At 65.9% G+C, this 14522-nt stretch carries 14 protein-coding genes; 9 read left to right on the forward strand and 5 right to left on the reverse strand.

The features are described 5' to 3' along the window. Window positions 1-37: 37 nt before the first annotated feature. From JQ573_RS17025 to arfB, 3 genes are all read left to right on the forward strand, one after another. On the forward strand, window positions 38-1429 hold the full coding sequence (locus JQ573_RS17025; protein ID WP_212313477.1) for a pitrilysin family protein: 1392 nt from the start codon (window positions 38-40) through the stop codon (window positions 1427-1429). Continuing rightward, entirely contained in the window at window positions 1426-2790 is a 1365-nt protein-coding gene (locus tag JQ573_RS17030; RefSeq protein WP_409334649.1) for a M16 family metallopeptidase, read from the forward strand. Before JQ573_RS17025 ends, JQ573_RS17030 begins: the two co-directional genes overlap by 4 nt. Before the next feature lie 330 nt (window positions 2791-3120). Next, window positions 3121-3540 carry an alternative ribosome rescue aminoacyl-tRNA hydrolase ArfB gene (arfB, locus tag JQ573_RS17035; RefSeq protein WP_212313486.1) on the forward strand — a complete coding sequence of 140 codons (420 nt, stop codon included), beginning with the start codon at window positions 3121-3123 and terminating at the stop codon, window positions 3538-3540. A 261-nt stretch (window positions 3541-3801) separates the two neighbouring features. Here the strand turns inward: arfB and JQ573_RS17040 are convergent, their stop codons facing one another. Then, window positions 3802-4107, reverse strand: coding sequence for a hypothetical protein (locus JQ573_RS17040; protein ID WP_212313488.1), 306 nt, complete (start codon window positions 4105-4107; stop codon window positions 3802-3804). A 389-nt stretch (window positions 4108-4496) separates the two neighbouring features. On the opposite strand from JQ573_RS17040, the gene JQ573_RS17045 reads away from it, so the two are divergent. The 4 genes from JQ573_RS17045 to JQ573_RS17060 are packed head-to-tail and all read left to right on the forward strand — an operon-like array spanning window position 4497 to window position 7388. Further along, window positions 4497-4817, forward strand: coding sequence for a cytochrome c family protein (locus JQ573_RS17045; protein WP_249131963.1), 321 nt, complete (start codon window positions 4497-4499; stop codon window positions 4815-4817). Next, window positions 4818-5213 (forward strand): VOC family protein, encoded by a 396-nt coding sequence (locus JQ573_RS17050; protein ID WP_212313489.1) that lies wholly within the window; start codon window positions 4818-4820, stop codon window positions 5211-5213. A gap of 33 nt (window positions 5214-5246) precedes the next feature. Beyond that, entirely contained in the window at window positions 5247-5795 is a 549-nt protein-coding gene (locus JQ573_RS17055) for a gluconate 2-dehydrogenase subunit 3 family protein (RefSeq protein WP_212313491.1), read from the forward strand. Between the two features lie 24 nt (window positions 5796-5819). Further along, the gene (locus tag JQ573_RS17060; protein WP_212313493.1) at window positions 5820-7388 is read left to right on the forward strand and encodes a GMC family oxidoreductase; all 1569 of its coding nucleotides are present in this window, start codon (window positions 5820-5822) and stop codon (window positions 7386-7388) included. A 376-nt stretch (window positions 7389-7764) separates the two neighbouring features. On the opposite strand, the gene JQ573_RS17065 is transcribed toward JQ573_RS17060, so the two are convergent. Next, window positions 7765-8085 carry a ribbon-helix-helix domain-containing protein gene (locus tag JQ573_RS17065; protein ID WP_212313495.1) on the reverse strand — a complete coding sequence of 107 codons (321 nt, stop codon included), beginning with the start codon at window positions 8083-8085 and terminating at the stop codon, window positions 7765-7767. 233 nt (window positions 8086-8318) lie between these two features. Between JQ573_RS17065 and mutL the strand changes: the two genes are divergently transcribed. Then, window positions 8319-10136, forward strand: coding sequence for a DNA mismatch repair endonuclease MutL (gene mutL / locus JQ573_RS17070; protein WP_212313497.1), 1818 nt, complete (start codon window positions 8319-8321; stop codon window positions 10134-10136). A gap of 199 nt (window positions 10137-10335) precedes the next feature. On the opposite strand, the gene JQ573_RS17075 is transcribed toward mutL, so the two are convergent. From JQ573_RS17075 to JQ573_RS17085, 3 genes are all read right to left on the reverse strand, one after another. Further along, window positions 10336-10953: a hypothetical protein gene (locus JQ573_RS17075; protein WP_212313499.1), complete on the reverse strand. Its 618-nt coding sequence runs from the start codon at window positions 10951-10953 to the stop codon at window positions 10336-10338. Window positions 10954-11046: 93 nt separating this feature from the next. Then, complete coding sequence (rsmD, locus tag JQ573_RS17080; protein WP_212313507.1) at window positions 11047-11604, reverse strand: 16S rRNA (guanine(966)-N(2))-methyltransferase RsmD; 558 nt, start codon at window positions 11602-11604, stop codon at window positions 11047-11049. Window positions 11605-11610: 6 nt separating this feature from the next. After that, entirely contained in the window at window positions 11611-13773 is a 2163-nt protein-coding gene (locus tag JQ573_RS17085; protein ID WP_212313509.1) for a pseudouridine synthase, read from the reverse strand. A 141-nt stretch (window positions 13774-13914) separates the two neighbouring features. Here JQ573_RS17085 and JQ573_RS17090 point away from each other — a divergent pair, with 141 nt between their 5' ends. Then, window positions 13915-14361 carry a nucleoside deaminase gene (locus tag JQ573_RS17090; protein WP_224943568.1) on the forward strand — a complete coding sequence of 149 codons (447 nt, stop codon included), beginning with the start codon at window positions 13915-13917 and terminating at the stop codon, window positions 14359-14361. The last annotated feature ends 161 nt before the right edge of the window (window positions 14362-14522 follow it).

The raw sequence follows: 14522 nt of genomic DNA on the forward strand, positions 1-14522 counted from the left end.
TCATGCCCGGCCATCTGTTCAGGCTTCCATAAGGACCATGATGCCCTCACGCCGATCGATTGCCCTGTTCGCTGCTGCCTTCGTTTCAACCGTCCCGCTATCGGGCACCAGCCTCCGCGCCCAGACCACCGTCACCTCGGAACGCCCTGCGAGCTTCACGCTCGACAACGGCCTGCAGGTCGTGGTGATCCCCGATCACCGCACGCCGGTCGTCACGCAGATGATCTGGTACAAGGTCGGCTCCGCCGACGAGACGCCGGGCAAATCGGGCCTCGCGCATTTCCTCGAGCATCTGATGTTCAAGGGCACCGCCAAGCACCCGGCCGGCGAGTTCTCGCAGACCGTGCTGCGCGTCGGCGGCAACGAGAACGCCTTCACCTCCAACGACTACACCGGCTACTTCCAGCGCGTGCCGCGCGAGCAGCTGCCCACCATGATGGAGTTCGAGGCCGACCGCATGACCGGCCTGATCCTGAAGGACGAGAATGTGCTGCCCGAGCGTGACGTCGTGCTCGAGGAGTTCAACATGCGGGTTGCCAACAACCCGGATGCCCGGCTCACCGAGCAGATCATGGCCGCGCTCTATCTCAACCATCCCTACGGCCGGCCGGTGATCGGCTGGCACCAGGAGATCGAGAAGCTCGACCGCGAGGATGCGCTCGCCTTCTACCGCCGCTTCTATGCGCCGAACAACGCGATCCTGGTCATCGCCGGCGACGTCGACGTCAAGGACATCCGCCCGCTGGTCGAGAAGAATTTCGGCCCGATCCCGGCGCAGCGTGCGATCCCCGAGAAGCGTGTCCGGCCGCAGGAGCCGACGCCGGCTGCACCGCGCACCGTGACCTTGTCGGATCCCCGCGTCGAACAACCGAATCTGCGCCGCTACTATCTGGTGCCCTCGGCGACCACGGCGGCGGCCGGCGAGAGCCAGGCGCTCGATGTGCTGGCGCAATTGATGGGCGGCGGCGCCAACTCCTACCTCTATCGCTCTCTGGTGATCGACAAGGGCCTCGCGATCTCGGCCGGCGCCGGCTATCAGGGCACCGCGCTCGATCCGTCGCAATTCTCGATTGCGGTAACGCCCAAGGCCGGCGTCGAGTTCGCGCAGATCGAGGACGCGATCGACAAGGTGATCGCCGATCTCGCGCAGAACCCCGCGCGCGCCGAGGATCTCGAACGGGTCAAGACCCAGCTGATCGCGGAGGCGATCTACGCCCAGGACAACCAGGCGACGCTGGCGCGCTGGTATGGCGGCGCGCTGACCACCGGGCTCAGCATCGACGACATCAGGAGCTGGCCGGATCGCATTCGCGCCGTCACCGCCGAGCAGGTGCGCGCAGCGGCAGCCACCTGGCTCGACAAGAAGCGGTCGGTGACCGGCTATCTGATCAAGGATACTGCGCCGAAACGCGAGGAGAAGCGCTCGTGACCTATTCCATCACCCGCCGCGCGGCGCTGATCGGCGGCGCCTGTGCCGCGATGCTGACGCTGACCTCGGCGCCCTCGCAGGCCGCGGCCAAGATCCAGCGGCTGGTGTCGCCCGGCGGCATCGAAGCATGGTTCGTGCAGGACGCCACCGTGCCGCTGATCGCGATGGAATATTCCTTCGGCGGCGGCGCCAGCCAGGATCCGCCCGGCAAGCCCGGCGTCGGCAATCTGGTCGCCGACCTGCTCGACGAGGGCTCCGGCGATCTCGATTCCAAGACCTATCACGAGCGGCTCGAGCGCCGCGCCATCGAGCTCAGCTTCCAGTCCAACCGCGATCAGTTCCGCGGCTCGCTGCGCATGCTCAAGGACAACAAGGACGAAGCCTACGACCTGTTGCGGATGGCGCTGACCTCGCCGCGGTTCGAGCCCAAGGACGTCGAACGCATCCGCGCCCAGGTGATCTCGAACCTGCGCCGCGAATCGACCAATCCGTCCTCACTGTCCGGCCGCAAGTTCCTCGAGCTCGCCTTCGGCGATCATCCTTATGGGAGGACGGCGACCGGCACGCTCGAGAGCGTGCCGACCATCGAGATCGCCGATCTGAAGGACTATGTCCGCCGCATCATCGCCAAGGATACGCTGCGGATCGCCGTGGTCGGCGACGTCGATCCCGATACGCTCGGCAAGCTCCTGGACAACACCTTTGGCGGCTTGCCGGCCAAGGCCGAGTTGACGGCGATTCCCGACGTCGTGGCGACCAAGCCGCCGCAGCGCGCCTTCGTCCCGCTCGACGTGCCGCAGACCGTCGTCACCTTCGGCGGTCCCGGCATCAACAGGCACGACCCGGACTTCATGGCCGCCTATGTGGTGAACCACATTCTCGGCGGCGGCGGGCTGTCGTCGCGGCTCTACAAGGAAGTGCGCGAGAAGCGCGGCCTGGCCTATTCGATCTATGAAGCGCTGCTCTGGATGGATCACTCCGCGCTGTTCATCGGCAACACCGGCACCCGGGCCGACCGCGCCGGCGAGACCGTCGATGCGATCGAGGCGGAGATCCGCCGCATCGCCGAGCAAGGTCCGACGCAGCAGGAGCTCGACGAGGCGAAGTCCTATCTGAAGGGCTCGCAGATGCTGGCGCTCGACACCTCCTCCAAGCTCGCGCAGGCAATGCTGCAATACCAGCTCGACAAGCTGCCGATCGATTACATCGAGAAGCGCAGCGCCATCGTCGATGCGGTGACGCTCGACGACGTCAAGCGGGTCTCCAAGAGGCTGTGGGGCAACGGCTTGCTCACCGTGATCGTCGGCCGCGCCCCGCAAGCCGCAGCGCAGCCGGCATCGGCGCCGCCGAAAGCGAACTGACGCGGTTCGGCGCGCACCCGCGTCTTCGTACTCACCACCGTTGTGGCCACCCCTCTCCCCGCCCCTCCCTCGCAAGGGGGAGGGAGCCTGAGAGGCGTGCTCACCTTACATCGTGCCAACATTGTCGCCGATGCTTCGATTGACGCTTCGATCGTTAGGGACGCGCAGGCGGATGGGCTCCCTCCCCCCTTGCGGGGGAGGGTTGGGGGAGAGGGGTGGCCCCGCGCTCCGACCGCTGACGTAGCGAACGCTGCATCAACACCGCCCAAGCACGCCCAGCGCAAACCCGCTATCCTGCGGCCGCCGATTCTTCCCTCCACGGGTGATGTCATGCTGCGGCTGTCCCGCGACCTTACGATCGACGAGAACGACATTGAGATCGTCTTTGTCCGTGCCTCCGGTCCGGGCGGACAGAATGTCAACAAGGTCTCGACCGCAGCCCAGCTCCGCTTCGACACGCACAAGATCGCGCTGCCGCCGGACGCGGCACAGCGGCTGGCGCGGCTCGCCGGCAGCCGCATGACCAAGGACGGTGTGATCGTGATCCAGGCGTTCCGTTTCCGCACCCAGGAGCGCAATCGCGCCGACGCGATCGAGCGGCTGTTCGAGATGCTGAAGGAAGCGATGGTGCGGCCGACACCACGGCGGCCGACCAGGCCGACGCTCGGCTCAAAGAAGCGCCGGCTCGAAGGCAAGAAGCGCCGCAGCGACATCAAGGCCGGCCGCGGCAGTCAACGGCTCGACGATTGAAGCATGGTCCGGAAAAGTGCGAAGCGGTTTTCCGAAAAGATCATGCTCAAACAAGGAGCTAAAGCGCGATGACGATTCAACCTGATCTCATCGCGCTTTGGAGCGTTTTCGAGCGAAGTGGATACCCGGTTCGCGTGAAGAAAACGCGTCAAAACTAGAATCCAGAGCCCCGTTCCGATTCAATCGGAACGGAAAAGGCTCTAGGGAGCACCGGACGCAGCGCAGGCGCGGCGCTGCATCCGGAATCCGATCATCGCGGGATCAATACTTCTTGGTTGCAGGCGCCATCTCGGAACCGCCAGACTTCGGTGTGGCGTGGCCGCTGCCGACCGTTCCCTTGTTGCCCGACTTGGCGCTGGTGCCGCTCTTTTGCGTCGGCGAAGTCGGTTGCGCCGCCATTTCCTCATCGCCGCTGCCGGACATGCCGCCGCCCTGCTGCATGGTACCTCTGCCCTGTGCACCGCCGCGAAGCTGGGTGTCCGGCGTCGTCGCGCCCTGTGCCAGGACGGGACCGGCCATCGCGGCCGTGATGGCAAGGGCGAGCACGCTGGTTCTTGCAAACGTCATCTATTTCTCCAGGACTTTGATTGACGATGGACGGAGCGGCGCGGGTGTGCGCCGTTTGCAACGCCGACCCTGAACCCCATCGTGCGAGACTGAATTTTCCGCAAACGGCGCACGCGCAATGCAAGCGGCGGCGTGTGGTGATCGTGCAGGGATTTCGCGGTCATTTTGCGGATTTGTCGTCCGCATATGCGGCAACCATCGGTTCCGCGCCAGATCAGCGCCCAGCTTTGTTCTGCCGTGAAACAGCCCGCTACTACCAACGGCCGAATTCAGCCTCCTACAGTCACCGCACAGAGGTGGTGATGTATATGACAAAGCTGCGTGCGAGGTGGACGTTGGCGCTGGGATGTTGCAGCGCGATGTTTGCAGTGCAAATGGCGGCAGCGCAAATGCCGTTGCCTGCCGCCAAGCCGCCCGACGGGGCGACTCTGTTCAAGCAGCAATGCGCGACCTGCCACGCTACCAACATGTCGGATCCCGTCCGGCAAGGACCGTCGCTCTACAAGATCGTCGGCCGCCATGCCGGCAAGGCTGACGGATTCAAATATTCCGCGGGCTTCGCCAAGGCTGACTTCGTCTGGGACGACTCCAGGCTCGATGCCTGGCTGACCAATCCACAAGAGGTGATCCCAGGCACCGTGATGGCCTACCGACAGGCCAAGCCGGAAACCCGCGCCATGATCATCGCCTATCTGAAGGAGCAGAATTGAATGGCGAAACTCGTGCATTCGATGATCCGCGTGTTCGACGAGGCTAAAGCGCTCGACTTCTACAAGCGCGCGTTCGGGCTCGAGATCGCGGACAATCTGCGATTTGGCGATTTCGCGCTGATCTACCTGCGCCATCCGTCCTCGCCTTTCGAGGTCGAGCTCACGGTCAATTTCGACCGCAAGGAACCCTATGCGCTCGGCGACGGCTACGGCCATCTCGCCGTCGTCGTCGATGACGTCGATGCCGAGCACGCGCGCTTCGATAAAGAGAAGCTGTCGCCCGGGCCGCTGCGCGACTTCAAGCATGACGGCAAGACGCTGGCGCGCTTCTTCTTCGTCTCGGATCCCGACGGCTACAAGATCGAGGTGATCCAGCGCGGCGGGCGCTTCGGCTAATCCAATTGCAAGATAAAATGACGGAGGAAACCCATGAGAGAAATCGATCGACGCAGCAAATATGACCGGCGTGTGTTTCTCAAGGGCGCGGCTGCCACCGCACCCGCAGTCGCGATCGCGACGTCCACCGGGCTTGGCATCACCGATGCGTGGGCCGACGAGGCGGGCACGCTGACGCCGGCCACGATGAAGACATTGCTGAAGGTGGCGCGCGACATCTATCCGCACGATTTCCTCGGCGACAGCTACTACATCACCGCGGTCAAGCCGTGGGATGACAAGGCCGCCAAGGATCCGGCTGTCAAATCGCTGATCAATGACGGTGTCGCAAGGCTGGATCAGGCAGCCAACGACCGCCACAAGATGCCTTATGCCCAGATCGCCTGGGAGAACGATCGCGTCGCGCTGCTGCAGCAGATCGAACAGAGCGCGTTCTTCCAGAAGATCCGCGGCGACCTCATCGTCTCGCTCTACAACAACAAGGAGGTATGGCCGCGGTTCGGCTACGAGGGCTCCTCGGCCGAGCATGGCGGTTACATCAAGCGCGGCTTCGCTGACATCGACTGGCTGCCGAAGGCTTGAACTGATAACGCCCAGGAGGAAACAATGGCAAAATTTGATCTGAATGACAGCGGCGTTGTCGTGATCGTCGGCTCCGGTGCCGGCGGCGGAACGCTCGGCAATGAACTGGCGCAGAAGGGCGTCAAGGTCGTGATCCTGGAAGCCGGACCGCGCATCGAGAACCAGGACTTCATCAACGATGAATGGGACAGCTTCACGCAGCTCGCGTGGTCCGACGCGCGCTCGACGTCGGGAAGCTGGCGCGTCCACCAGGATTTTCCGGGCCTGCCGGCCTGGATCGTGAAGGCGGTCGGCGGCTCGACCACGCATTGGGCCGGAGCCTCGCTGCGTTTCGACGAGCATGAGTTCAAGATCAAGTCGGCCTATGGCGGCATCCCCGGCGCCAACCTGCTGGACTGGCCCATCACGCTCGCCGAGATGGAGCCGTGGTACGCCAAGGCCGAGGACAAGATGGGCGTCACCCGCACCAACGGCATCCCCGGGCTGCCCGGCAACAACAACTTCAAGGTGATGGAAGCCGGCGCCAAGAAGCTCGGCTACAAGGAAGTGCACACCGGGCGGATGGCGATCAACAGCGAGCCGCGCGACGGCCGCGGCTCCTGCCAGCAGATCGGCTTCTGCTTCCAGGGCTGCAAGTCGGGCGCCAAATGGTCGACGCTCTATACCGAGATCCCGAAGGGCGAAGCCACCGGCAATCTCGAAGTGCGTCCCGGCAGCATGGTGATCAAGATCGAGCACGACCAGTCCGGCAAGGTCACCGGCGTGGTCTATGCCGATGCGACCGGCGCGATGCAGCGTCAGAAGGCCCGCGTGGTCGCGGTCGCCGGCAACTCGATCGAGAGCCCGCGTCTGTTGCTCAACAGCGCCTCCAGCATGTTCCCGGACGGCCTCGCCAATTCATCGGGCCAGGTCGGTCGCAACTACATGCGGCACATGACCGGCAGCGTGTATGCGAGCTTCGAGAAGTCGGTGCACATGTATCGCGGCACCACGATGGCCGGCATCATCCGTGACGAGGCCAAGAACAATCCGAGCCGCGGCTTCGTCGGCGGCTACGAGATGGAGACGCTGTCGCTCGGCCTGCCCTTCATGGCGGCGTTCCTCAATCCCGGCGCCTGGGGACGCAGCTTCACCAGCGCGATCGAGGGCTATCCGCGGATGGCCGGCATGTGGCTGGTCGGCGAGGACATGCCGCAGGAGACCAACCGCGTCACGCTGGATCCAAAGATCAAGGACAAGTTCGGTCTGCCGGTCGCCAGCGTGCATTTCGACGATCATCCGAACGACGTCGCGATGCGCGATCACGCCTACAAGCAGGGCTCCGCGGTCTATGAAGCGGTCGGCGCCACCGTGACCTACCCGACGCCGCCCTATCCCTCGACCCACAACATGGGCACCAACCGGATGAGCGAGAAGCCGCGCGATGGCGTGGTCAACAAGTTCGGCCAGACCCACGACATCAAGAACCTGTTCGTCTCCGACGGCAGCCAGTTCACCAGCGGAGCGGCGTGCAACCCGACGCTGACGATCGTGTCGCTGGCAATCCGGCAGGCCGACCACATCGCCGGCGCGATGCAGCGCAAGGAGATCTAGAGCGTGATGAGATCAGGTCGAATAGCGGCCGCGACGGTGCTGCGCTCCCTCGCCCCGTTCTTACGGGGAGAGGGTTGGGGTGAGGGGCTATCTCCGCGCACTCGGCGATGGCTGCGTTTGCGGAGGCTCCCTCTCACCCGGAACGCATCTAACGATGCGTCATAGCCGGAGCTCCGCTTCGGCGTTCTTGAGAACGGCCGCCGAAGGCGGCCTATGCCTCTCCCGCACGCGGGGCGAGGTGAAACGGAGTGCGCTGCTCGATTCGAAGTAAACTCATCTCGGTCTAGCAAGAAAATCCAGTTCCCCTCTCACTGAAGCGGCCTTGCCCAACAGGACAAGGCCGCTTTTTCTTCCTGTGTGATGGGTCGGCGCGACGCTATTCCGCCGCGTCCATGATCGCCGTCGTCTCGCGATAATCCGAAACGACCGCCGGCGCATTCGCCCTGGCGCGGTAGATCAGGCAGGAGCAGCGCAACAGCGACGCGAAATTGTTCACCTCACCGTGATGGTCGAGCACCTCGTTGTGCAAGGTGGTGAGGAACTTGGCCAGGCTCATGCCTTCCTTGGCCGCGATCTCCTCGAGCGTGTCCCAGAACGACATTTCCAGCCGGATCGAGGTGCAGTGGCCGTCGATCCGCAGCGATCTGGTCTGCGATTCATAGTCACGCTGCGGCTGGTGCGCGAAAAGATGGCACATGGCGTTCCTCCGGCGAGAACTTATAATTTTTCTAAACGATATACCTGTGTGTGCGGCCCCACAATCGCGACGTAGGACGTAACGGGCCGGGCGCCGAAGACGAGCGTCTTCAAGGCGATAGGCCGGAATCATCCCCAACGCGCAGCTGATGGCCCCAGCGCTCCCATGCATTTGCCGGGGCGGTGACTTATAGTAACGGCAAGCCTCGAATCGCTTTTTCCGACGTTCAATCCATGCCCGTCCGCCAGCTTCCCGAACAGCTCGTCAACCGCATCGCCGCCGGCGAAGTGGTCGAACGCCCTGCGAGCGTGGTCAAGGAACTGGTCGAGAACGCGATCGACGCCGGCGCCAGCCGGATCGACGTTTTCACCGATGGCGGCGGGCGGCGGCGGATCGGCATCACCGACGACGGCGGCGGCATGACGCGGTCAGACCTTGCGCTTGCGGTCGATCGCCACGCCACCTCGAAGCTCGACGACGAAGACCTCTTGCGCATCCGCACACTCGGGTTCCGCGGCGAGGCGCTGCCGTCGATCGGCGCGGTGGCAAAGCTCGGCATCACGACGCGCCATGCCAGCGAACCGCATGCCTGGTCACTGTCGGTCGAGGGCGGCGAGAAGTCGGAGGTCATGCCGGCCGCGCTCGGCCAGGGCACCCGCGTCGAGGTCAACGAACTCTTCTACGCGACGCCGGCGCGGCTGAAGTTCCTCAAGACCGATCGCACCGAGGCGGAGGCGATCCGCGAGGTGGTGCGGCGCCTCGGCATGGCGCGGCCCGACATCGCCTTCACGCTGGCCGGCGAAGAGCGCGCGCCGGTGACCTGGGCCGCCGCACTGCCCGGCGCGGCCGGCCGGCTGACGCGGCTCGGCGATATCCTGGGCGCAGACTTCCGCGCCAGCGCGATCGAGGTGCGCGCCGAGCGCGAGGGCGTCGTGGTCGAGGGCTTTGCCGCCGCGCCGTCGCTGACCCGCGCCAATGCGCTCGGGCAATATCTGTTCGTCAACGGCCGCCCGGTGCGCGACAAGCTGATCCTCGGCGCGGTGCGTGCGGCCTATTCCGACTATCTGCCGCGCGACCGCCATCCCGTCGTGGCGCTGTTCGTCACCTGTGACCCGCAGGAGGTCGACGCCAATGTGCATCCGGCCAAGACCGAGGTGCGCTTCCGCAACGCCGGCCTGGTGCGCGCGCTGATCGTGCACGCGTTGAAGGACGGCCTGGCGCGCGAGGGCAGACGCACCGCCGCCAACACCGCCGACGGCGCGACGTTACAGGCGTTCCGCCCCGCCTTCACGCCACCGCGCCCGGGCAATTGGGACTGGCGTGCTTCGCCGTCCTATCCGGTCAATCCGATGCGCGCATTCGACGGCGCGGCGGCGCCCGCTTTCGCCGAGCCCGGACAGGCCGCCTTCGACGTCGGCACGCCGACCGCCGATGTCCGCTTCGAGGCCGCGGCCGCGCCCGATCTGCTCGACCGGCCGCTCGGCGCCGCGCGGACCCAGATCCACGAGACATATATCGTCTCGCAGACCCGCGACGGCCTGATCGTGGTGGACCAGCACGCGGCGCATGAGCGCATCGTCTATGAGAGACTGAAGGCCTCGCTGGCGAAGAACGGTGTGCAGCGGCAGATCCTCTTGATCCCGGAGATCGTCGAGCTCGATGAGGCGACCGTCGAGAAGCTGCTCGATCGCGCCGAGGAGCTGGCGTCGTTCGGGCTCGCGATCGAATCGTTCGGTCCCGGCGCGGTTGCCGTGCGCGAGACGCCCTCGCTGCTCGGCAAGGCCAATGCGGCCGGGCTGCTCCGCGACCTCGCAGAACACATGGCCGAGTGGGACGAGGCGCTGCCGCTGGAGCGCCGGCTGATGCACGTCGCCGCCACCATGGCCTGCCACGGCTCGGTCCGCGCCGGCAGACGCCTCAAGCCGGAAGAGATGAACGCGCTGCTGCGCGAGATGGAAGACACGCCGAACTCCGGCCAGTGCAACCACGGCCGGCCGACCTATGTGGAATTGAAGCTGAGCGATATCGAGAAGCTGTTCGGGCGGAGGTGAGGCAACTGTCATCGCCCGGCTTGACCGGGCGATCCAGTACGCCGCGGCTGTTGTGATCGAACGAGAGGCCTCGGCGTACTGGATCACCCGCATGCGCGGGTGATGACAGCAGAACAAGTGGCAATGTCACGCATCGCGACGGAACACGAACTCGGTGTCGCCATAGCCGCAGGATGGGTTTCGCTTCGCTCTACCCATCCTACGAATACTTGCGGGCGAACACGTCCTGCGCCGTCCGAAGCTGCGCGATCCATTCGTCGCCATCCTTGAAGCCACCTGCCGCGATCCGCGTACAGACCTGATCGAGATCATCGCCTTCGGCAGCGCGCTTGCCGACCTGCCGCACGATCGCGGCATAGCCGTCCACCAGCAGCACGAGACCGGGCGCGTTCGCCGCGCCATACTGTCCGCGCGCATCACCAAACAGCTGGGACGCGTCGTCGTACCGACCAAGCGCCAGGTCAAAGGCCCCGACCAGCCAGATGCCCGTTGCCACGCGCAGAGGCCCTAGCTCGAGCTTCTCGACAAGGCGCAGCGAGCGCTCCGCGAGTTCGCGCGCGGCGAGCAGATTGTCCTGATTGACCGGCTTGTCGGAAACACTCCAGCCCGGCCAGCAATCGGCCGCCGCGTTGAACGTCCACCGCTGAACCATCATGAGCGCTTCACGCGCGTCACCATCCTGCGCGCCGCGATGGCGCTCGATCTGGTCGGCGGCGTCGCGTGCGGCTGCGAGCAGCGCTGCGTCATCACCCCCGCCGCGCAACGCCTTGACCTGCGTCTCCAACTGACCGGCCAGTCCGGCAAGAGTGTCGGCCATGGTTCGCGCTCCGCAAACGGCGTTGAATCAGTCTCGGGGTGGAGAAGGCGCAACCACCATAGAGTCAGCGGATGACGCGGACACCCATGCGCCCTACACTTTTTCGCGAAGGAACACGAACTCCGTGTAGTCATAGGCGCGCCGCTCGAGCTCCTCGAACCCTTCGGGCGCCGCGAACGCCGCGGCCTTCGCCTCCTCGACGACGAGCAGCGCGCCCGGCGTCAGCCAACCGCCGTCGCGCAGCGAGGCGAGCGCCTTGTCGGCGAGCCCCTTGCCGTAGGGCGGATCAAGGAACACCAGCGAGAACGGCTCGACCGGATGCGCAGGTCCGAGATCGGTGGCATCGCGGCGATAGACCTTGGTCGTCCCGCCAAGGCCGAGCGACTCGACATTGTTGCGCAGCAGCGCCCGCGCCTCGGCGCCATTGTCGACGAACAGTGTGAACTTCGCGCCGCGCGAAACCGCCTCGATACCGAGCGCACCGGTGCCGGCAAACAGATCGAGCACACGGGCATCCTCGATCGGATTGTCGTAGGCGTGGATCAGGATATTGAACACGGACTCGCGCAGGCGGTCCGCGGTCGGACGGATGTCGCGGCCCGACGGCGACGCGAGATTGCGGCCTTTCAGCCTGCCCCCGACGACGCGCATCGACCCTTACTCGTCCTTCGGCGTGAGATCACGCTTGCCGTGATAACCGCGTTTGGGACGGCGCGGCGGGCCGTAGCCGTTGGCCTCGTCCTCGTTACGGGCGCGCGCTTCCTCGCTGCCGGTGCGTTGCACCAGCACGCGGCGGCCCTTGCGATCGTTGATCGTTTCGCGCTTGCTGAGCTTCGGCTTCCTGGCGGGCGCATCGTCGCCGGCGTCAGCTTCGCGCTGCTCCGGCCGCGTGAAGTCCGCACCTGCGACCTTGGCGATCTTCTCGCCGAGCTGCTCGCGCAGCACCCGCGTCTTGACCTCCTCGACCTTGCCCTCCTCGAGCTCGCCGAGCTGGAACGGGCCGTAGGAGATCCGGATCAGCCGGTTCACCTCGAGCCCGAGATGCGCCATCACGTTGCGCACTTCGCGGTTCTTGCCCTCGCGGATCGCGAACACCACCCAGACGTTGGCGCTCTGGTCGCGCTCCAGCGTCGCATCGATCGGCCCGTATTTGACGCCGTCGACCTCGACGCCGTCCTTGAGCTGGTCGAGCTGGCCCTGCGTCACCTCGCCATGCGCACGCACGCGGTAGCGGCGCAGCCATCCGGTGTCGGGATGCTCCAGCGTCCGCGCCAGCCCGCCGTCATTGGTCAGGAGCAGCAGGCCCTCGGTGTTGAAATCGAGCCGGCCGATCGAGATCAGCCGCGGCAGGCCCTCGGGCAGATTGTCGAACACGGTCGGCCGTCCCTCGGGATCGGCATGCGTCGTCATCAGCCCGCGCGGCTTGTGATACATGAACAGCCGCGTCCGCTCGCGCGGCGGCAACGGCTTGCCGTCGACCGCCACGACATCGTTCTCGGTGATGTCGAGCGCCGGCGAGTTGATCACGCGTCCGTTGACGGTGACCCGGCCCTGGGTGACGATCTCCTCGGCATCGCGGCGCGAGGCGAGGCCGGCGCGCGCCAGCACCTTGGCGATGCGCTCGCCCGCCTTCTTCGGCTTCGGCTCGGGACGCTCGCGGCGATCATCAAAGGCACGTTCGCGATAGGCACCGCGGCCGCCGAAGGCCGGGCGCTTGGCAAAGACCTTGCTGTCGTCCTCATTCTCGCGGCGCGGCCGATCGCCGAAACGGCCTTCGCTGCGCGGATGCTCCTGCCAGTCGGTGCGGCCTTCGGGGCGCTCGCGCCGGCGGTTGTCGCCACCAGCCTCGTCGCGCTCCCAGCGCGGCCGGCTGAACTTCGGCCGCTCGTGGCGATCGCCCTGCTCGCGATCGTCGCGGGAGCGCGAGAACCGCGGCCGCTCGCCGCCGCCGCGATCATCGCGCGGCCTGTCGAAATTGCGCGGGCCGTCGCGGAACGGACGCGAACCACGCTCTGGACGATCGGAACCGCCTTCGCGCTTCTGCCACGGCTTGGATTCGCCGCGCGGCGGCCGGTCGCCAAAGTCCTTGCGCGGGCCGCGATCGCCCCCGCGATCACGATCGCCGCCGCGCTTGAACTTGCTGTCGCCGCCGAATTTCCGCGCGGGCCGGTCGCCATCGCGCGAAGGACGGTCGCCGAACGATCGCTCGCCACGCGGCGTATAGGGCCGCTTCTCGCCGTCACGCTCGCGCGGCGCGTAAGGCTTCCGGTCGCCGAACTTCCGATCAGAAGACCGCCCCGCCGGGCGCGCATCATCGCGATCACGCCGCGGCGGGCGATCGTCGCGATTGAAGTTCGGACGGTCGCCGCGGGGCGTGTAGGGCCGCTTTTCGCCGCCGCGATCTTCGCGCGGCTTGAACGAACGCTTTTCGCCATCGCCGCCGCGATCAAATCTCGGCCGGTCGCCGCGCGGCTTGAACGTGCGCTTCTCGCCATCGCCGTCGCGGGCCGGGCGATCGCGGAATGGCCGATCGCCACGGGCGTCATCGCGGTTGAACCTCGGCTTGTCGCCGAACTCGCGGCGCGGCGGACGGTCCTCGCGATCGCCGCGATAGGGCCGCTTCTCGCCATCGCCCTTGCCGGCAAACTTCTTGTCGCCAAAGCTGCGCTTGGCAAATTTCTTGTCCGGTCCACGGGCGGCGCCGGAGCGGCCCTTGCCACCGCCGGCGCGGCCCCTTCCGTCGCCGGCGCGGCCCTGGCCACCGCCGGGCCGATCACGCCGGCCGCGGGAATCGTTGTTTTTGTCGCTGTCGCGGGGCATGAATAATCTCGCTGGACGTTCAATTGGGGTGCAAGGGCAGCCGGGCGTACGCGCCCTGTTGGCAGCGCATTTGACGCAAAACCGGCATCCACTTTTGCTGAAGGCGAAGCTACTAGCAGGTTTCTTCCGATGATACGAGGCATGTCAGCCCCTTCTTTCATGGATTTGGCGCTGAAAACGGCCGAAAACGCCGGAAAAGCCGGCGAAGTTCCGATCGGATGCGTGATTGTCCGGGGTTACGAGATCATCGCCACCGCCAGCAATCGCACCCTCACCGACCGCGATCCGACCGCCCATGCGGAAGTCCTGGCGATCCGGCAGGCCGCCGAGGCCATCGGCACCGAGCGGCTGGTCGATTGCGACCTCTACGTGACGCTGGAGCCCTGCACCATGTGCGCCGGCGCGATCTCCTTGGCCCGTATCCGCCGGCTGTATTACGGCGCCGCCGACCCCAAGGGCGGCGCGGTCGAGTCAGGCGTGCGGTTCTTCGCACAGCCGACCTGCCACCACGTGCCGGAGGTCTACGGCGCAGTCGGCGAGACCGAGTCCGCGCGCCTCCTGCGCGAGTTCTTCAGGGAGCGGCGCTGACGCTTCCGTAGCCCGGATGAAGCGCAGCGCAATCCGGGGAGCTTTCTCCGCGGAGACCATCCCGGATTTCGCTTCGCTTCATCCGGGCTACTAAGTTCTCCGCTGTTGATCCCGTCATCCAGAGGCGCGAGCGGAGCGAGCCTCGAAGGATCGACGGCCAC

It is taken from the genome of Bradyrhizobium sp. AUGA SZCCT0105, from assembly GCF_018129565.1.
Taxonomy (GTDB): domain Bacteria; phylum Pseudomonadota; class Alphaproteobacteria; order Rhizobiales; family Xanthobacteraceae; genus Bradyrhizobium.